This is a genomic window from Streptomyces sp. H51, assembly GCF_035656535.1.
Lineage (GTDB): Bacteria > Actinomycetota > Actinomycetes > Streptomycetales > Streptomycetaceae > Streptomyces.
This window is the reverse complement of the sequence record NZ_JAYMHD010000021.1, coordinates 75,575-92,530: the sequence shown is the minus strand read 5'-3', so window position 1 is coordinate 92,530 and position 16,956 is coordinate 75,575. Positions and strand designations below refer to the sequence as shown.

Below are 16,956 nucleotides of genomic sequence, written 5' to 3'. Positions count from 1 at the left end.
CGGCCGGGTGCCGGCCGGACTCCGCGGGGGCCGGGTGCCGGCCGGACTCCGCGACGGCCGGGTGTCGGCCGGACACGTGACCGCCCGGGTGCCCCCGGCTGACCGGGGGTGTCCGCCTACCGGAAGATGAACACCGTGCAGGAGACAAGGACGGGCCGGCCGGGCGAGCGGATCATGGCGGTCGTCAACCGCGATCCGCGCACCGCCCCGCACGGCACCCGCAACGACGCGGTGCTCGCCGCGCTGCTCGCCGCGGCGGCCGTGTGCGTCGCGGCGTTCACCGACGAGGGCCGCCGCCCGGACGCGCTCGGCTGGGCGCTGCTGCTCGCCCTCCACGTGCCGCTCGTGCGGCGGCGCCGCCGCCCGCTGCTGATGCTGGCCGCGGTGGTGGCGCTGACCGTGCTCTACCACGCCCTGGACAACAACCACCTCGCGCCCACCCCGGCCGGATACGTCGCCCTCTACACCGTCGCCGTCACAGGCCGCCCCCTGCGCACGGTCCTCACCGGCATCGTCGTCCTCGCCGTCTCCATCTGCGCGATGCTCACCGTCAACACCCACCAGGCCGTGGAACTGCTGCGCGTCTCCGGCTGGGTGATCGCCGTGCTGTTCTTCGGCGTCGACGTGCGCTACTACCGCGAGTACGTCGCCGCCATCGTCGAACGCGCCGAACGCGCCGAACGCACCCGGGAGGAGGAGGCCCGCCGCCGGGTCGCCGAGGAACGGCTGCGCATCGCCCGCGACCTGCACGACCTGCTCGCCCACAGCATCACCCTCATCGGGGTGCAGACCTCGGTCGCCGCGCACGTCCTGGCCGCCGACCCCGAGCGGCTCGACCGGGAGACGCTCGCCAAGGCCCTCGACGACATCGCCGCCACCTGCCGCGGCGCCCGCGGGGAACTGCGCACCACCCTGGAGGTGCTGCGGGAGCACGGCCTGCCCGACGCCCGCGGCCCGCTGCCCGGCCTCGACGGCCTGCCCGACCTGGTGGAGACCGCGCGCCTGGCCGGCGCCCGCGTCGAGCACACCGTACGGTCGGCCGAGGTCCCGCCCGCCGTCGGCGCCGCCGCCTACCGCATCGTGCAGGAGGCGCTGACCAACGCCGTCCGGCACGCCGGGCCCGAACCCGCCGTGCGCGTCGAGCTGCGTGCGACCGACGGCGCCCTGCACCTGAGCGTGACCGACGACGGCACCGGCCCCACCCCCGGCACCGCGCACGGATTCGGGCTGGTCGGCATGCGGGAGCGGGCCCGCAGCCTCGGCGGCACACTCGACGCCGGACCGCGCGGCGAGTGCGGCTTCGAGGTGCGGGCCGTACTGCCGCTGACGATGACGACGACCGGAGAAGGGGCCCGATGACCGTCCGTGTGCTGCTCGCCGACGATCAGACGCTGGTACGGGCCGCGTTCGCGATGCTGGTCGAGTCGGCGCCGGACATGACGGTCGTCGGGCAGGCCGGAACCGGCCGCCAGGCCGTGGAGCTGGCCCGGGAGATCCGGCCGGACCTGGTGGTGATGGACATCCGCATGCCCGACCTGGACGGCATCGAGGCGACCCGGCTGATCGCCGCCGACGGGGAGCTCGCCGGGGTGCGGGTGCTGGTCCTCACCACCTACGACACCGACGAGCACATCGTGGAGGCGCTGCGCGCCGGCGCCTCCGGTTTCCTGGTCAAGGACACCCGTCCGGCGGACCTCCTCGACGCCATCCGCACCGTCGCCGCCGGTGAGGCGCTGCTGTCGCCGGGACCGACGGCTCGGCTGATCGCGCGTTTCCTGCGCAACCCGGCGGTGCCGTCGGCGGGCGGACCGGAGTGCCTGTCGGAGCGCGAGCGGGAGGTGCTCACCCTGGTCGCCCGGGGCCTGAACAACGCCGAGGTCGGCGAGGCGCTGGCGCTGAGCCCGCTGACCGCGAAGACCCACGTCAGCCGCATCATGGGCAAGCTGGGGGCGCGGGACCGGGCGCAACTGGTGATCGTGGCGTACGAGTCGGGACTGGTGACCCCGGGGACGACGTGACGGACGCCGTGACGGACGGCCGGTGGACCGGGCTCACAGCAGGCCGGTCCGTTCCGGTGCGGGTCTCCTCATGATGCCGACGATTACTCCGGCGGACATTCCGGGAACTGGAGGGGAAATTACTCACCGATCGGGCAGGAAGTCGTGCGATCATCGATCTGGCTATTCATTCAGAAGTCGCGGAACAGGCCATTCGTGGTGTTCTTGGCCCTGATGAAACTGGTCTTTCAAGTAAGGGGTCGAAATGAAGTTCGGTGATCTCCTCCATCCCGTGTCGGCCTCGGAATTCCTGGGTGAGACGCTGGGGCGGGAATCGCGACTGATTCGTGGCGCGCACGGCCGGTTCGAGCACCTTCTGCCATGGGACACCATCAACGAGATCCTCAGTCACCATCGTTTCAGCGACAATTCGCAGATCTCGCTGGCCAAGAATCACACGGCGGTTTGTCACGACGTATTCAATCCCGAGATCTCCACTTTCACGGTGCCCGGATCCACGCTTCGCCATCGGCGTGTCGAGGCGGCTCGACTCAATGATGCCGTGGAGCACGGGGCGACCTTGCAGATCAAGGGCATCGAGAACCTCAGTGATCCCATAGGGCGCCTGGCCGACTCGATCGAGTCGGAGATCAGAGAGCGCGTGACAGTCGACGCCTTCATCTGCAAGGGGGAGACGCCGGGATTCAGCGCGCACTGGGACAGTCTCGACGCATTGGCCATACAGGTCCACGGCAGCAAGAAGTGGGCGCTTGCCGCACCCACGGTTCGGTACCCCCTGCCGGACGGAGACGCGGTCTCCCAGCTCGACCGTGCGCCGGAGCATCTCGAGGAGACCGTCCTCGGCAGCGGCGATCTCCTCTACATGCCTCGCGGCTGGTGGCACCGGGTGACCCCGGCGGGCGGTTGGTCGGTCCATCTCACCGTCGCGTTCCACCGCCGTACCGCGATGGATCTGGCGCATTGGTTCGTCGACACGCTCAGCAAGGACGAGTTCTTCCGCAGCGACGTACCACAGCGCTGGGAGTCCGACCAGGCCGTCGACGCCTACCTGGCCCAGTTGGTGTCCTCGGTGCAGCGGCATGCTCGCCAGCCCGACCTGCTACGACGTTTCCTCTCGTCGACGGAGCAGGTCCAGCCGTTCCGGCAGGTGTTTCACCTCCCCCGGGTCGGCGCGGAGGACCTGGAGGTGGCGGAAGCCGGTCGCGTGTCCTGGCAAGCGCCTCTCGCCGCGGTGGCCACCGAGGAGAACGGCATCACGGTGGTGGCGGGGGGACGTGAGTACCGCTACCCGGCTTCCTACGGGCCGGTGATCGACGCACTCGTGGGCGGTGGGACCAAGGCCGTCGCGGAGGTCTGCCGTCTGGTGGCGCCGGCAGGACTGACGACGGACGATGTCCGGACCGCGGTGGCCGAGATGGCACTCGCGGGCCTGATCAGGGTGGAAGGACCGTCCGAGGACCAGGGGTGAGCCCCTGGGCCCGGCCCGCTCACCGCCGACGACACCACGGCGAGCACACCGTCGCGGCGTCGCGCGCCGGCGCCTTCGGGGTCCTGGGCGAGGACATCCGTCGTGGTCGCGGCGTGCGAGTCCGGCCCGGTGATCCCGAAGACGTGACGGACGGCCGGTGCACCGGGCTCACAGCAGGCCGGCCGTGGCGAGGTGCTCGCCGACCCGTTCCACCTCCCGCGGCGACAGCGGCACCTGCGGCTCCGCCGTCGCCGGGCAGTCGATGATCCCGCGCAGGTGCAGCGCCGCCTTGAACGCGCCCAGCGCCGCCGAACCGGCGCCCATCCGGGCGGGATCCCCGGCCCGCACGATGCCGAACAGGGCGCACAGCCGCTCCTGTTCGAGCCGGGCCCGCTCCCGGTCGCCGGAGCGGCACAGGCGGTCGAGGCGGACGTAGCCGTGCGGGTCGACGTTGGCGAGGCCGGGCACGGCTCCGTCGGCGCCGAGCGCGAGCGCCGAGTCCACGATCAGCTCCGAGCCGGTGAGCACGCTGAAGCCGGTGATCCGGGGATCGTCGCGGACGCCGGTGACGACCTCGCGGAAGGCGGCCAGGTCGCCGCTGGAGTCCTTCAGGGCGGCGAGCGTGCCGTCGGCGGCCAGTTCCAGGACCAGTTCGGCGGGCAGCGCGGTGTGGACGGAGACCGGGATGTCGTAGGCGACGACCGGGACCGGGGACGCGGCGGCGACCAGGCGGTAGTGACGGGCGATCTCGGCCGGGTGGGTGCGCGCGTAGAAGGGCGCGGTCACGACCACCGCGTCCGCGCCCGCCGCCGTCACCGCCGCGACGTGGTCCAGCACCCTCGGCGTCGTCATGTCGATCGTCCCGGCCAGCACCGGCAGCTGCCCGCCCACGTGCGCCACCACCGACGCCACCACCAGGGCGCGCTGCCGGTCGGTCAGGTACGCCGCCTCCGACGACGAGCCCAGCACGAACAGCGCGTGCACGCCGCCCTCCACCAGGTGGTCGACCAGCCTGAGCAGCGAGGGGACGTCCACCTCGCGCTCCGGTGTCAGGGGCGTGCACACGGGCGGGACGACTCCGGTGAGCGGGGCGGGGAAGGTCATGCGCACTCCTTGCTCGCTGTGACGCACGGGGGCCGCGCGTCGGCTGGTCCTGCGTTCCAGCATGACGGCAGCGCGCGGCACCGTACGCCGGCCGGGTGACGGAGACCTGGCAGCCCACGGACCCCGGTGTGCTCCGGCTGCCGTCGGGACGGCTGGTGCGGGGACGGGGACTGCGGCGCCCCCTGGCACCGGGGACGCCCACCCCCTCGTACGCCCTCCACCTGCTCGGCCGGCGGCCCGCGCCCGTCCCCTGGGAGTGCCGCTGGGTCCGCTGGCCCGACTTCCGGCTGCCCGCCGACCGGGCGGACGCCCGCGCCGCGCTCACCGAGGCCTGGGCGCGGGCCGCCGGCCGGCGGGTCGAGATCGCCTGCGGCGGCGGCCGCGGCCGCACCGGGACCGCGCTGGCCTGCCTGGCGGTCCTGGACGGCGTACCGGCCGCGGAGGCGGTGGACTTCGTCCGCCGCCATTACGACCACCGCGCGGTGGAGACGCCGTGGCAGAAGCGGTACGTCCTGCGGTTCGGGCCCGACGGGGCTTAGCCGAGGGCCTGCGCCAGCACCGTCGCCGTCTCGGCGATCAGGGCGTGGTCCCACGCCGCGTCCCGGTCCGGTTTCGTCACCTGGACGGCCAGGACGACCGGGGTGCCGTCCGGGGTCCACGCGATGCCCGCGTCGTTGTCGGCGCCGTAGGAACCCGCGCCGGTCTTGTCGGCGACCGTCCAGGAGGCCGGCAGGCCCGCGCGCAGGCGGTTGCCGCCGGTCGTGTTGTTCAGCAGCCAGTGGGTGAGCAGGGCCCGGTCGGGGCCGTTCAGTGCGTCGCCCAGGACCAGGCGGGCGTAGGTGCGGCCGATCGCGCGCGGGCTGGTGGTGTCCGTGCGGCGCCAGGGCTCCGCCGAGTTCAGCTCCGTCTCCCAGCGGTCGAGGCGGGTCACCGGGTCGCCGAGGGAGCGGGCGAAGCGGGTGACCGCGGTGGGGCCGCCCAGCTCGCGCAGGAGCAGGTTGCCCGCGGTGTTGTCGCTGAACCGGATCGCGGCGTCGGCCAGTTCGGCGACCGTCATGCCCTCGGCCAGGTGCTCGCGGGTCACGTCGGAGCCGTCCACCAGGTCGGCCTCGGTGTAGTGGATCCGGCGGGCGAGGACCTCGCCGTGCCGGTCCAGGTCGCGCAGGACGGCCGCCGCGGCCAGGGTCTTGAACAGGGAACAGACGGGAAAGAGCTCGTCGGCGCGGTGGCCGACGGTGCGTCCGGTGCGGACGTTGCGCCCGAACACGCCCAGCCGGGCACCGTGCTGCCGCTCCAGCTCGCGCAGGCGGGCATCGGCGGCGTGGACGCGGTCGGGGGCGGCGGCGTGGGCGGGCGCGCTCGTGAGCAGGCCGGCCGCGGTGGCGGTGCCGGCCGCGAGCAGGGTGCGTCGGGTCATCGGGGACCGGTGCGAGCCTGGGATCGTCGTTCTCCTTCGCTCGATGCGGGTCTGCCGTCTCTCCTTGATCGACGCCCGGACGCCGTCCGCCGGTTGCTCCGCCGCCGGGCCGGACGCGCGCCGCGTCCGGCCCGGCGCGGACGTCACAGCAGCTTCTTGCCCCGCAGCCGCGCCTTGACCGCCTCGCGTCCGGTGCCGAGCACCAGGCGGCGGACGACCGGGTCCGCCTCCGTGGCCGCCCAGCGGACCATGCGCAGCAGTGTCTTGGGGCGGGGGTTGAGGAAGCGGATGTCCCGCTCGGCGAAGCCGAAGTGCTTCGGCACGAAGTCGGCGGCCTGGAGCCGTTCGTAGAGGAAGTCGGCCGCGTCCGGCGCGCTCACCACCCCCGCCTCGACCGCCTCGCACTGCCTGACCATCGTGTCGTACAGGCCGGCGAAACCCTCGTGGTCGGGCCAGTACAGGCCGGGGTGGGGCACGTCCTCCAGGTCCGTGAAGTGGCTGTCGCGGCCGTCCTTGCGGTACGCGGTCAGCGCGGTCTGCATGCGGTAGACGCCCGCGTTGGCGCCCCACGCCCAGATCCGGAAGACGGCGCTCCACAGGTCGTAGTCGCACCAGGAGATGAAGGCCGAGTTGACCAGGGAGTCGTTGTAGTCGAACAGGCCCTGCTGCAGGCGGTCGACCGGGGCGAAGCGCTCGCCGGAGAAGTCGTCGTCCTTCACCGCCTTCAGCAGGCGCCACGCCAGCAGGTTCAGCGCCTCGGTGGTGTTGGACAGGCCGCGGGAGAACAGCGGGTCGATGAATCCGGCCGCGTGCGAGAGCAGGAACCAGCGGTCACCGGCCGTCTGCTTGGAGGAGTACTGCAGACGGCCCGTGGACGTCCACTCGCGGACCGGCTTCATGCCCTCGAACTGGCGGACGATGTCCGGGTACGGCGCGGCCAGCCGCCGGAAGTCCTCCTCCGGCGTCACGCCCTCCGGCTTCGGATAGCGGCGCGGGTCGACGGTCATGCCGACGCTGCACAGCGGGTTCTTCGACCACTTGTTGTTGTCGAAGCCGATCACCCACGCCCAGCCCCGCTCGAACATGTGGTGGACGGTGCCCTCATACCACGGCACGGGCGGCTGCTGGCTCTCCGGAACGTGCTCGAAGAGGCGGTCGGTGGGGGTCAGGCCGACCACGTGGTTCCACACCGAACGGGAGTGGTGCTTGAACCGGCAGGGATCCTCCCGCAGGCCGAACTTGTCGGCGACCGGCGAGCGGAACCCGCTCGCGTCGACCAGGTAGCGGGCCCGGTACGTGCCGTCCCGGCCGGCCAGCGTGACTCCCGAGCCGTCGAAGTCGATGTCGGTGACGAAGAAGTTCTGCCGGATCTTGCACCCGTACTTCACCGCGACCTGGAACAGGTAGGAGTCGGTGTCCTGCCGGAACAGGTGCGCCGCCTCGTGCAGGAGCTGCGGCGGGGTGTTGAACTCGTTGACCTCGCGCGGGTTCTGCGGCGCCCCCTCATGGTGCAGCAGGAACCCGAAGTGCCGCTTGACGCCGAAGCGGGGCCCGATGGCGCGCGTGGTGTCCGTGAACGACGCCAGGTGCGCGATCTCCGGTACGTCGTAGCGCTCGGCGAGCGTGCGCATCGACACCAGCGTGAACGGGATGGTCGACTCGCCGATCGCGAACCGGGGATGCGAACCGGCGTCCAGCAGGAGCGTTTTCGCGCCGTTGCGGGCCAGGATCGCCCCCAGGATCGAGCCGGCCACCCCCGACCCGAGGATCGCGACGTCGAACGTCTCCTTCTCCAGCTCTAACGTGCTGTCCTGCGACTCCATTTGCTGTCTCCTTGTCGTCGTCGACGGCCGGCGAACCGCTCCCGGACGAGCCCGCCCATGGCCGACTTCAAGAGCGCGGCGGTCTCCTCGGGTGCCTCGGTACGCACCCAGTGGGCGGCCCGCAGCAGGCGTGCCGGGGTGTTGTGGAAGAAGCGGTCGGTGGGATCGGCGAGCCCCAGCGAGGGCGGCACGTAGTCGGCCGCGCGGAGGGCGGCGAAGAGGTGATCCGCCGCGTCCCGCGGGGTGCGTACGCCCCGCTCGACCTCCTCGCACAGCGTGCGGGCGAGCGGGCCGAGCGAGCCGAAGTGGTCGGCGCCCGCCGAGGGCGCACCCGGGCGCCGGCCGGGCTCCAGGGCGTGGAAGACCGTGTCGTCCCCCGTCCTGCCGAACGCGGCGCAGGCGTCCTCCACCGCGAGCGCGCCGAGCACGGTGCCGAGCGTCCACACCCGGACGACGGCGTTGAACAGGGCGTGGTCGCGGAAGGCGACGAAGGACGCGTACGCGAGGTCGTCCTGCGCGGCGAGCAGCCGCCGCTGCAGGTCGGCCACGTGCCGGAAGCGCGCGGTGGACCAGTCGCCGTCGCGCGCGGCGTCGATCAGCGGCCGGGCGAGACCGTTGACGACCTCCAGGCTGTACGCCGGACCCCGCGCGTACAGCGGGTCGACGAATCCGGCGGCGTGCGCGGCGAGGCAGTAGCGGTCGCCGACCGGCTGCCGGCGGGAGTACTGCGACCGCCGGCCGGTGGACGTCCAGGGGCCCGCCGCGACGGCCCGCTCGAACTGCGCGCCGATGTCCGGGAACCGGCGCAGGACCGCACGCAGCTCCTCCTCGGCCGGCCGGCCCTCGGCGAACGGGTGCCTGCGCGCGTCCAGGGTGAGCGCGACGGCGCACGGCGAACCCGGCGAGCTCCGGCGCTGGTTGCCGAACGGCACGACACGCAGCCAGCCGCCGTCGAAGACGTGGTGCAGGGTGCCCTCGTGCCAGGGGCTGGGCTGGCCGTGCAGCCGCCCGGCCGGGGTCTGGTCGTACGGCAGCACGCCGGTCATCCGGGTGAACAGGGTGCGCGACCGGTGCCGCGGCGCCGGGGGGTCCTCCCGCAGCCCCAGCTCCCGGGCGAGCGGCGAGCCGCGGCCGTCGGCGTCGACCACGTACCGCACCTCGCACGCGGTGCCGTCGGCGGTGCGCAGCCACGCTCCCGCCTCCGGGTCGATCCGCACCTTCTCGACGCGGGCCCCGGGCCCGGTGCGCACGTCGGCGCCGTGGTGCCGTGCCACGTCGAGCAGATAGCCGTCGGTGTCCTCGCGCCACAGGTGCGGCGGATCGGCGACGACCTTGGGGTTGACGACCTGGTACACCTCGCCGGGATGCTGGCGCAGGCCCTCGCGGTGCAGGACGAAACCCATGTTCCGCATGACCCCGCAGCGGGGCGAGACGTCCCGCTCGACGCCTTTCAGCGTCGCGAGCGCCTCCAGCTCGGGCACGTCGTAGCGCCGGGCCACGACCCGCAGCAGCGCGGAGGCGTACGGCACGACGGTCTCCCCGACGGCGACGTCCGGCACCGGCCCGGCGCTGTGCCCGTCGCCCGGCGCGAGGAGCACCGTCCGCACGCCGGCCCGGGCCAGCACGGCCGCGAGCAGCGGGCCGGTGAAGCCCCCGCCGATCACGCCGACGTCGTACACCGCACCGTTCGCGCCACTGGTCGCCATCGTGGGCCTCACTGCCGGTCGGACACTGAATGCACTGTGCGTTGAATTCTACATACGTTGAGTTAGATCGGGAAGGGAGGAGCGCGGACCGCCGCACGGCCGGCGTAGGCGAGAATGGACGCATGAGTCTGTTCCGCGACGACGGCATCGTGCTGCGCACCCAGAAGCTGGGTGAGGCGGACCGCATCATCACGCTGCTGACCCGCGGACACGGCCGGGTGCGCGCCGTCGCCCGCGGAGTGCGCCGCACCAAGTCGAAGTTCGGCGCCCGCCTGGAACCCTTCTCCCACGTCGACGTGCAGTTCTTCGCGCGGGGCAGCGAACTGGTCGGCCGCGGGCTGCCACTGTGCACGCAGAGCGAGACCATCGCCCCCTACGGCGGTGGCATCGTCACGGACTACGCCCGCTACACCGCCGGCACCGCCATGCTGGAGACCGCCGAACGCTTCACCGACCACGAGGGCGAGCCGGCCGTGCAGCAGTACCTGCTGCTCGTCGGCGCGCTGCGCACCCTGGCCCGGGGCGAGCACGCCCCGCACCTCGTGCTCGACGCGTTCCTCCTGCGCTCCCTCGCCGTCAACGGCTACGCCCCGAGCTTCGGCGACTGCGCGAAGTGCGGGATGCCCGGCCCGAACCGGTTCTTCTCGGTGGCCTCCGGCGGCTCGGTCTGCGCCGACTGCCGGGTGCCGGGCAGCGTCGTGCCCTCGCCGCGCACCCTGGAACTGCTCGGCGCGCTGCTTACGGGAGACTGGGAGACCGCGGACGCGTGCGAGCCGCGCCACGTCCGGGAGGGGAGCGGGCTGGTGTCCGCCTACCTGCACTGGCACCTGGAGCGCGGCCTGCGCTCACTGCGGTACGTCGAGAAGTAAGCAAGCAAGGCAGTCAGAGGAGACGAGAGACACATGGCCGTACGCGGGTTCCTGGGGCGTCAGCGCCGGGAGTACAGGACGCCGGAACCGCACCCCTCCGGCGCGCGGCCCCCCAAGCTCCCCGGAGAGCTGGTCCCGAACCATGTGGCGATCGTCATGGACGGCAACGGACGCTGGGCCAAGGAGCGCGGACTGCCCCGCACGGAGGGACACAAGGTCGGCGCCGAGCAGGTCCTCGACGTGCTCCAGGGCGCGATCGAGATCGGCGTCCGCAACATCTCCCTGTACGCCTTCTCCACGGAGAACTGGAAGCGCTCGCCCGAAGAGGTCCGCTTCCTGATGAACTTCAACCGCGACTTCATCCGCAAGTCCCGCGACCAGCTCGACGCACTCGGCGTCCGGGTGCGCTGGGCGGGCCGGATGCCCCGGCTGTGGAAGTCGGTCGCCAAGGAACTCCAGGTCGCCCAGGAGCAGACCAAGGACAACGACCTGCTCACCCTGTACTTCTGCATGAACTACGGCGGCCGGGCCGAGATCACCGACGCGGTGCAGGCGATCGCCGAGGAGGTCAGGGCCGGCCGGCTCGACCCGTCGAAGATCACCGAGAAGATCATCCAGAAGCACATGTACTACGCCGACATGCCGGACGTGGACATGTTCCTGCGCCCCAGCGGTGAGCAGCGCACCTCCAACTACCTCATCTGGCAGAGCGCTTACGCCGAGCTGGTCTTCCAGGACGTCCTGTGGCCCGACTTCGACCGCCGTGACCTGTGGCGGGCGTGCGTCGAGTTCGCCTCCCGCGACCGGCGGTTCGGCGGGGCCGTCCCCAACGAGGAGCTGCTGGCCATGGAGGGCCGCACGGAGGAGGAGCCGTCGGGCACCTGACGGCCACCCGCCGTTGCATGAGGGCCGTCGAGGACCCGGAAGATCCGTCCCCGGCCCCCGGTAAGTGCTTCGACCGGAGCTGACCGGCACCGCTACGATCCGCCCCATGGTCATGGACATGGGGCGGGACGCCGGTCAGGGCGTGGTCGAGCTGGCGTACCGGCCGGTCGCGGGGGATTTCCTGGGGGCGCTGCGGGAACGCGAGCGGGTGCGGCGGCGGGGGTGGGTGCGGCGCTGGGCCATCGGTGTCATAGCAGTCGCTTCCGTGCTGAACACCGCACTCTCGGTGGCGGGGAGCAGGAAACCCGACTGGTTCCTGCTGATCTGGATGCCCTTGGTCGCGGTTCTGCTGCTCTGCATGCCCCGGTTCCAGGCCCGCGCCTTCCTCAAGCTCGCCGTCCGCAACGGCACGTATCGCGCGACCGTGGCGGACGCCGGGCTGACGATGGCCACCGACAACAGCACGACGTCGGTCGACTGGGCGGCGCAGCCCCGCTACCGGGAGACCGAAGACGCCTTCATCACCTACAGCGACGACAAGAACGCCTCCTGCTTCACCGTGCTGCCCAAGCGTGGCCTCCCGGACCCCGCCGACGCCGACCGGCTGCGCGCGATCCTCGACCGGCACCTGACGCGCGGGTAGCTCAGCGGCCCTCAGCGGCCCCGGCGCAGTCCGCGCACGTGCCGAAGATCTCGACGGTGTGCGCCACGTTGACGTACCCGTGTTCCGCCGCGATCGCCTCCGCCCACCTCTCCACGGCCGGGCCCTCCACCTCGACCGCCTTGCCGCAGACCCGGCAGACGAGGTGGTGGTGGTGCTCGCCGGTGGAGCAGCGTCGGTAGACGGACTCGCCGTCGGAGGTGCGCAGGACGTCGACCTCGCCCGCGTCGGCGAGGGACTGCAGCGTGCGGTACACCGTGGTGAGGCCGACCGAGTCACCCTTGTGCTTGAGCATGTCGTGCAGTTCCTGCGCGCTGCGGAACTCGTCGACCTCGTCGAGGGCTGCCGCCACCGCGGCGCGCTGCCGGGTGGCGCGGCCCTTCACGGGCGGTCCAGCGGTCGTCACCGGTTGCCTCCTTCACACTGCCTGCCGGCCATTGTGCCAGCCCCGCCCGCGACGCGGTCAGACGCCGACCTCGTCGGCGGCCGGCCGGGTGGCCGGAATCGCGCACTCGGCGGGGTCCCCGGCGGGCTGTGCGGCGGCCGCAGCGCGGGCACGCCGGCGGGCCAGCGGGGCGGCCAGCGCGGTCAGCGCGACGAACGCCGCGATGGTCAGCAGCACGATCGTCGCGCCGGGCGGCACGTCCTGGTAGTACGAGGTGACGGTGCCGCCGATCGTCACGGTCACGCCGATGGCGACGGCGATCGCGAACGTCGCCGCGAAGCTGCGGCTGAGCTGCTGGGCCGCCGCCACCGGCACCACCATCAGGGCCGACACCAGCAGCAGGCCCACCACGCGCATCGCGACGGTCACCGTCACCGCCGCGGTGACGGCGGTGAGCAGGTTCAGGGCGCGCACCGGCAGGCCCGTGACCCGCGCGAACTCCTCGTCCTGGCTGACCGCGAACAACTGGCGGCGCAGCCCGACGGTGACCAGCACCACGAACCCGGCCAGCAGGCAGATCGCCGTGACGTCCGACTCCGACACCGTGGACAGGGAGCCGAAGAGGTACGAGGTGAGGTTGGCGTTGGACCCGGTCGGGGCGAGGTTGATGAACATCACGCCGCCGGCCATGCCGCCGTAGAAGAGCATCGCCAGGGCGATGTCGCCGCGGGTGCGGCCGTACCAGCGGATCAGCTCCATCAGCACCGCGCCCAGCACCGAGACCAGCGTCGCCATCCACACCGGAGAGGCGTTCAGCAGGAAGCCGAGGCCGACGCCGGTCATCGCCACGTGGCCGATCCCGTCGCCCATCAGGGCCTGGCGGCGCTGCACGAGGTAGATGCCGATGGCGGGGGCGGTGATGCCGACCAGGACGGCGGCGAGCAGCGCCCGCTGCATGAAGGCGTAGTTCAGGAGGTCCATCAGCTCAGCAGTCCCGTGCGGATCGGTTCGGTGCCCGCAGGCGCGTGCGGGTGGACGTGGTCGTGGCCGGGCAGGGCGTGCTGGCCGACGGCCTTCGGGGGCGGGCCGTCGTGCAGGACGCAGCCGTCGCGCAGCACGACCGCCCGGTCGATCAGGGGCTCCAGGGGGCCCAGCTCGTGCAGCACCAGCAGGACCGTGGCCCCGGCGGCGACCTGCTCGCGCAGCGTGCGGGCCAGCACCTCCTGGCTGGTCAGGTCGACGCCCGCCATCGGCTCGTCCATGATCAGCAGCTCGGGTTCGGCGGCGAGCGCGCGGGCGATCAGCACCCGCTGGTGCTGGCCGCCGGACAGGGCGTTCACCGAGTCCTTCGCCCGGTCCGCCATGCCGACCAGTTCCAGCGCCCGGCGCACGGCCGCGTGGTCGGCCTTGCGCAGCACGCCGAAGCGGGCCCGGGACAGCCGGCCCGAGGAGACCACCTCGGTCACCGTCGCCGGCACCCCGCCCGCGGCCGTGGTGCGCTGCGGCACGTACCCGACGCGGGCCCAGTCGCGGAACCGGCGCCGCGGGACGTCGAACAGTTCGACCTCGCCCGCGCTGACCGGGACCTGCCCGATGACGCTGCGCACCGCGGTGGACTTGCCGGAGCCGTTCGCGCCGAGCAGCGCGACGACCTCGCCGCGGCCCACCGTGAGGTCGATGCCGCGCAGGACGGGGCGCGCGCCCAGCTCGGCGCGTACCCCGCGCAGGGATATGACGGGCTCCCGTGTGCCGTTCATGACGTCCTCCACGCGGATCACTCGCTTCCCAGGGCCGTCTGCAGCGCCTTGAGGTTGGCCCGCATGACCGAGATGTAGTCCTTGCCGCGGGACGTGGACGTGATGCCCTCCACCGGATCGAGGACGTCGGTCCTCAGGCCCGCGTCCTCGGCGATGGTCTTCGCGGTCCTGTCGCTGACGAGCGTCTCGTAGAAGACGGTGGTGACGCCGTCGGCCTTCGCCGTCTTCGCGAGTTCCTTCACCCTCCCCGCACTCGGCTCGGACTCCGGGTCGAGGCCGTTGATGGCCTCCTCGGTCAGGCCGTAGCGCTCGGCGAGGTAACCGAAGGCGGCGTGGGCGGTGACGAAGACCTTCGAGCGCGTGCCGGCCAGGCCGTCCTTGAACGCGGTGTCGAGCGCGTCCAGCTTCCCGACCAGGGCGGCGGTGTTCCTGCGGTAGTCGGCGGCGTGGTCGGGGTCGGCCTTCTCGAAGGCCTTGCCGACGCCCTCGGCGACCTCGGCGTAGCGCACCGGGTCGAGCCAGATGTGCGGGTCCTTGCCGGCCTCCTCCTCGCCGTGCGAGCCGTCGTGCGCGGCCGCGTGGCTGCCGACCTCGTTGCCGTGCTCCTCGAGCGTGGTCAGCGAGGCGGCGTCGATCTTGGTCTTGACCTCGGACTGGGCCACGGCGTCGTCGACGGAGGGCTGGAGGTTCTTGAGGTAGAGCACCGCGTCGGACTCCTGGAGCTGCGCGGTCTGCCGGGCGCTGATCTCCAGGTCGTGCGGCTCCTGGCCGGGCTGGGTCAGGGTGGTGACGTTGACGTGACCGCCGCCGATCCGCTCAGCGAGGAAGGCCATCGGGTAGAACGACGCGACGACGTCGAACTTGTCGGTGTTGCCCGCCGCCGCGCTGCCGGAGCAGGCGGAGAGGGAGGCGAGAGCCAGGGCCGTGACCACGGTCGTCGCCGCCGCGGGTATGAGGGGTCGTCGAGCGTTCATGACAGTCATTTTCAACGAAGATGGAAACCGTTGTCAACAACGGGTCGAGCGGTCGAGGGGGAGACGGCCCAATTTGGTTGAGGGGGACACCCCGCCGGTACCCTGAAGCATTCGCTGGAAGCATCTCGCTTCGTCGCCCGTCGTCGTAATGAAGAGAGCACCGTGGCCGCCGACAAGATCGACACCATCGTCAGCCTGAGCAAGCGCCGTGGCTTCGTATTCCCCTGCAGTGAGATCTACGGCGGCCAGCGTGCCGCCTGGGACTACGGACCGCTGGGTGTCGAGCTCAAGGAGAACCTCAAGCGCCAGTGGTGGCGCTACATGGTGACGTCGCGCGAGGACGTGGTCGGCATCGACTCGTCCGTCATCCTGGCCTCCGAGGTCTGGGTGGCCTCCGGTCACGTCGCCACCTTCACCGACCCGCTCACCGAGTGCACCGCCTGCCACAAGCGGTTCCGCGCGGACCACCTGGAGGAGGCCTACGAGGCCAAGCACAACCGCCTCCCGGAGAACGGCCTGGCGGACGTCAACTGCCCCAACTGCGGCAACAAGGGCCAGTTCACCGAGCCCAAGCAGTTCTCGGGCCTGCTCTCCACCCACCTCGGCCCCACGCAGGACTCCGGCTCCATCGCCTACCTGCGCCCCGAGACCGCCCAGGGCATCTTCACCAACTTCGCCCAGGTGCAGACCACTTCGCGCCGCAAGCCGCCGTTCGGCATCGCCCAGATGGGCAAGTCCTTCCGCAACGAGATCACGCCCGGCAACTTCATCTTCCGCACCCGCGAGTTCGAGCAGATGGAGATGGAGTTCTTCGTCAAGCCGGGCGAGGACGAGAAGTGGCAGGAGTACTGGATGGAGCAGCGCTGGAACTGGTACACCGGCCTGGGTCTCCGTGAGGAGAACATGCGCTGGTACGAGCACCCCAAGGAGAAGCTCTCCCACTACTCCAAGCGCACCGCCGACATCGAGTACCGCTTCCAGTTCGGCGGCAACGAGTGGGGTGAGCTGGAGGGCGTCGCCAACCGCACGGACTACGACCTCGGCGCGCACTCCAAGGCCTCCGGCCAGGACCTGTCCTACTTCGACCAGGAGGCCGGCGAGCGCTGGACGCCGTACGTCATCGAGCCCGCGGCCGGTGTCGGCCGCGCGATGCTGGCGTTCCTGCTCGACGCCTACGTCGAGGACGAGGCGCCCAACGCCAAGGGCAAGCTGGAGAAGCGCACCGTCCTGCGCCTCGACCACCGCCTCGCCCCGGTCAAGGTCGCGGTCCTGCCGCTGTCCCGCAACCCGGAGCTGTCGCCCAAGGCCAAGGGCCTGGCCCAGGCGCTGCGGCAGAACTGGAACATCGAGTTCGACGACGCCGGCGCCATCGGCCGCCGCTACCGCCGCCAGGACGAGATCGGCACCCCGTACTGCGTGACGGTCGACTTCGACACCCTCGAGGACAACGCCGTGACGGTGCGCGAGCGCGACTCGATGAAGCAGGAGCGCGTGTCGCTGGACCAGATCGAGGGCTACCTGGCGGGCCGCCTGCTGGGCTGCTAGCCGCCCCGGCTCCCGCGCACGCACGAGGCCGGCCCCGACGGAGTTCCCGTCGGGGCCGGCCTCGTGCCGTGCGGCGGGGTGCCGCCGCCGGTGGACGCCGTGTCGTCCCGCGGCGGCGGGTCAGCGGCCTCGACGCCGGACCCGCAGGGGCGGCTGTGCGCGGAGTCCGCGGAGTTCCGCGCGGTCCGGGACCGCCACGAGGTCGTCGCCCACCGCGGCAAGCGCAAGGAGTTCCGCAACCGTTGCGTCGGCCGTGTCACCGTCGGCCACACGGGCCTGTGGCTCGCCCCGGAGCCGGGCCCCGCAGGGTGACCTACGCCCCGGCGGACGGGAGTCGCGGCAGC

Annotated in this window: 17 protein-coding genes; 9 read left to right on the top strand and 8 right to left on the bottom strand. The window is 72.1% G+C overall.

Features of this window, described 5'->3' with window-relative positions:
* Nucleotides 1–126: 126 nt before the first annotated feature.
* The 3 genes from VKA29_RS06800 to VKA29_RS06790 all read left to right on the top strand — a co-directional run bounded on the left by VKA29_RS06800 (nucleotide 127) and on the right by VKA29_RS06790 (nucleotide 3,486).
* Complete coding sequence (locus VKA29_RS06800) at nucleotides 127–1,359, top strand: sensor histidine kinase (protein ID WP_324784292.1); 1,233 nt, start codon at nucleotides 127–129, stop codon at nucleotides 1,357–1,359.
* Nucleotides 1,356–2,018, top strand: coding sequence for a response regulator transcription factor (locus VKA29_RS06795; protein ID WP_324784291.1), 663 nt, complete (start codon nucleotides 1,356–1,358; stop codon nucleotides 2,016–2,018). Before VKA29_RS06800 ends, VKA29_RS06795 begins: the two co-directional genes overlap by 4 nt.
* A 244-nt stretch (nucleotides 2,019–2,262) precedes the next feature.
* Nucleotides 2,263–3,486, top strand: a complete 1,224-nt coding sequence (locus VKA29_RS06790) for a JmjC domain-containing protein (RefSeq protein ID WP_324784290.1) — start codon at nucleotides 2,263–2,265, stop codon at nucleotides 3,484–3,486.
* Nucleotides 3,487–3,654: 168 nt separating this feature from the next.
* Here the strand turns inward: VKA29_RS06790 and VKA29_RS06785 are convergent, their stop codons facing one another.
* A complete protein-coding gene (locus VKA29_RS06785) occupies nucleotides 3,655–4,590 on the bottom strand; it encodes a dihydrodipicolinate synthase family protein (RefSeq protein WP_324784289.1) in 936 nt (311 codons plus the stop codon).
* A 95-nt stretch (nucleotides 4,591–4,685) separates the two neighbouring features.
* On the opposite strand from VKA29_RS06785, the gene VKA29_RS06780 reads away from it, so the two are divergent.
* Nucleotides 4,686–5,129, top strand: a complete 444-nt coding sequence (locus VKA29_RS06780; RefSeq protein ID WP_324784288.1) for a protein phosphatase — start codon at nucleotides 4,686–4,688, stop codon at nucleotides 5,127–5,129.
* On the opposite strand, the gene bla is transcribed toward VKA29_RS06780, so the two are convergent.
* The 3 genes from bla to VKA29_RS06765 form a co-directional block, all read right to left on the bottom strand.
* Nucleotides 5,126–6,007 carry a class A beta-lactamase gene (gene bla, locus VKA29_RS06775; RefSeq protein ID WP_324784287.1) on the bottom strand — a complete coding sequence of 294 codons (882 nt, stop codon included), beginning with the start codon at nucleotides 6,005–6,007 and terminating at the stop codon, nucleotides 5,126–5,128. The two genes, VKA29_RS06780 and bla, sit on opposite strands and share 4 nt — an antisense overlap.
* Before the next feature lie 143 nt (nucleotides 6,008–6,150).
* Entirely contained in the window at nucleotides 6,151–7,830 is a 1,680-nt protein-coding gene (locus VKA29_RS06770) for an NAD(P)/FAD-dependent oxidoreductase (protein ID WP_324784286.1), read from the bottom strand.
* Nucleotides 7,806–9,536 (bottom strand): FAD-dependent oxidoreductase, encoded by a 1,731-nt coding sequence (locus VKA29_RS06765; protein WP_324784285.1) that lies wholly within the window; start codon nucleotides 9,534–9,536, stop codon nucleotides 7,806–7,808. Before VKA29_RS06765 ends, VKA29_RS06770 begins: the two co-directional genes overlap by 25 nt.
* 122 nt (nucleotides 9,537–9,658) lie before the next feature.
* Between VKA29_RS06765 and recO the strand changes: the two genes are divergently transcribed.
* The 3 genes from recO (at nucleotide 9,659) to VKA29_RS06750 (ending at nucleotide 11,933) form a co-directional block, all read left to right on the top strand.
* The gene (recO, locus tag VKA29_RS06760; protein WP_324784284.1) at nucleotides 9,659–10,405 is read left to right on the top strand and encodes a DNA repair protein RecO; all 747 of its coding nucleotides are present in this window, start codon (nucleotides 9,659–9,661) and stop codon (nucleotides 10,403–10,405) included.
* A gap of 33 nt (nucleotides 10,406–10,438) precedes the next feature.
* Nucleotides 10,439–11,290, top strand: a complete 852-nt coding sequence (locus VKA29_RS06755; RefSeq protein ID WP_324784283.1) for an isoprenyl transferase — start codon at nucleotides 10,439–10,441, stop codon at nucleotides 11,288–11,290.
* A gap of 106 nt (nucleotides 11,291–11,396) precedes the next feature.
* Nucleotides 11,397–11,933 carry a YcxB family protein gene (locus VKA29_RS06750; RefSeq protein ID WP_324784282.1) on the top strand — a complete coding sequence of 179 codons (537 nt, stop codon included), beginning with the start codon at nucleotides 11,397–11,399 and terminating at the stop codon, nucleotides 11,931–11,933.
* A 1-nt stretch (nucleotide 11,934) separates the two neighbouring features.
* Here the strand turns inward: VKA29_RS06750 and VKA29_RS06745 are convergent, their stop codons facing one another.
* The 4 genes from VKA29_RS06745 to VKA29_RS06730 are packed head-to-tail and all read right to left on the bottom strand — an operon-like array spanning nucleotide 11,935 to nucleotide 15,067.
* Nucleotides 11,935–12,357, bottom strand: coding sequence for a Fur family transcriptional regulator (locus VKA29_RS06745; RefSeq protein WP_324784281.1), 423 nt, complete (start codon nucleotides 12,355–12,357; stop codon nucleotides 11,935–11,937).
* Nucleotides 12,358–12,414: 57 nt separating this feature from the next.
* Nucleotides 12,415–13,317 carry a metal ABC transporter permease gene (locus tag VKA29_RS06740; RefSeq protein ID WP_324784280.1) on the bottom strand — a complete coding sequence of 301 codons (903 nt, stop codon included), beginning with the start codon at nucleotides 13,315–13,317 and terminating at the stop codon, nucleotides 12,415–12,417.
* Nucleotides 13,317–14,093, bottom strand: coding sequence for a metal ABC transporter ATP-binding protein (locus VKA29_RS06735; protein WP_324784279.1), 777 nt, complete (start codon nucleotides 14,091–14,093; stop codon nucleotides 13,317–13,319). The genes VKA29_RS06740 and VKA29_RS06735 overlap by 1 nt, the downstream gene beginning before the upstream one ends.
* Nucleotides 14,094–14,110: 17 nt before the next feature.
* The gene (locus tag VKA29_RS06730; RefSeq protein ID WP_324784278.1) at nucleotides 14,111–15,067 is read right to left on the bottom strand and encodes a metal ABC transporter substrate-binding protein; all 957 of its coding nucleotides are present in this window, start codon (nucleotides 15,065–15,067) and stop codon (nucleotides 14,111–14,113) included.
* Nucleotides 15,068–15,229: 162 nt separating this feature from the next.
* Here VKA29_RS06730 and VKA29_RS06725 point away from each other — a divergent pair, with 162 nt between their 5' ends.
* On the top strand, nucleotides 15,230–16,612 hold the full coding sequence (locus tag VKA29_RS06725; protein WP_324784277.1) for a glycine--tRNA ligase: 1,383 nt from the start codon (nucleotides 15,230–15,232) through the stop codon (nucleotides 16,610–16,612).
* Nucleotides 16,613–16,702: 90 nt separating this feature from the next.
* Nucleotides 16,703–16,924: a hypothetical protein gene (locus tag VKA29_RS06720; RefSeq protein ID WP_420718451.1), complete on the top strand. Its 222-nt coding sequence runs from the start codon at nucleotides 16,703–16,705 to the stop codon at nucleotides 16,922–16,924.
* The last annotated feature ends 32 nt before the right edge of the window (nucleotides 16,925–16,956 follow it).

Excerpts from the sequence above, each read along its gene's own strand:
- VKA29_RS06800 (WP_324784292.1), top strand. The coding sequence starts at position 127 with ATGAACACCGTGCAGGAGACAAGGACGGGCCGGCCGGGCGAGCGGATC.
- VKA29_RS06795 (WP_324784291.1), top strand. The coding sequence starts at position 1,356 with ATGACCGTCCGTGTGCTGCTCGCCGACGATCAGACGCTGGTACGGGCC.
- VKA29_RS06790 (WP_324784290.1), top strand. The coding sequence starts at position 2,263 with ATGAAGTTCGGTGATCTCCTCCATCCCGTGTCGGCCTCGGAATTCCTG.
- VKA29_RS06785 (WP_324784289.1), bottom strand. The coding sequence starts at position 4,590 with ATGACCTTCCCCGCCCCGCTCACCGGAGTCGTCCCGCCCGTGTGCACG.
- bla (WP_324784287.1), bottom strand. The coding sequence starts at position 6,007 with ATGACCCGACGCACCCTGCTCGCGGCCGGCACCGCCACCGCGGCCGGC.
- VKA29_RS06770 (WP_324784286.1), bottom strand. The coding sequence starts at position 7,830 with ATGGAGTCGCAGGACAGCACGTTAGAGCTGGAGAAGGAGACGTTCGAC.
- VKA29_RS06765 (WP_324784285.1), bottom strand. The coding sequence starts at position 9,536 with ATGGCGACCAGTGGCGCGAACGGTGCGGTGTACGACGTCGGCGTGATC.
- recO (WP_324784284.1), top strand. The coding sequence starts at position 9,659 with ATGAGTCTGTTCCGCGACGACGGCATCGTGCTGCGCACCCAGAAGCTG.
- VKA29_RS06755 (WP_324784283.1), top strand. The coding sequence starts at position 10,439 with ATGGCCGTACGCGGGTTCCTGGGGCGTCAGCGCCGGGAGTACAGGACG.
- VKA29_RS06750 (WP_324784282.1), top strand. The coding sequence starts at position 11,397 with ATGGTCATGGACATGGGGCGGGACGCCGGTCAGGGCGTGGTCGAGCTG.
- VKA29_RS06740 (WP_324784280.1), bottom strand. The coding sequence starts at position 13,317 with ATGGACCTCCTGAACTACGCCTTCATGCAGCGGGCGCTGCTCGCCGCC.
- VKA29_RS06735 (WP_324784279.1), bottom strand. The coding sequence starts at position 14,093 with ATGAACGGCACACGGGAGCCCGTCATATCCCTGCGCGGGGTACGCGCC.
- VKA29_RS06730 (WP_324784278.1), bottom strand. The coding sequence starts at position 15,067 with ATGAACGCTCGACGACCCCTCATACCCGCGGCGGCGACGACCGTGGTC.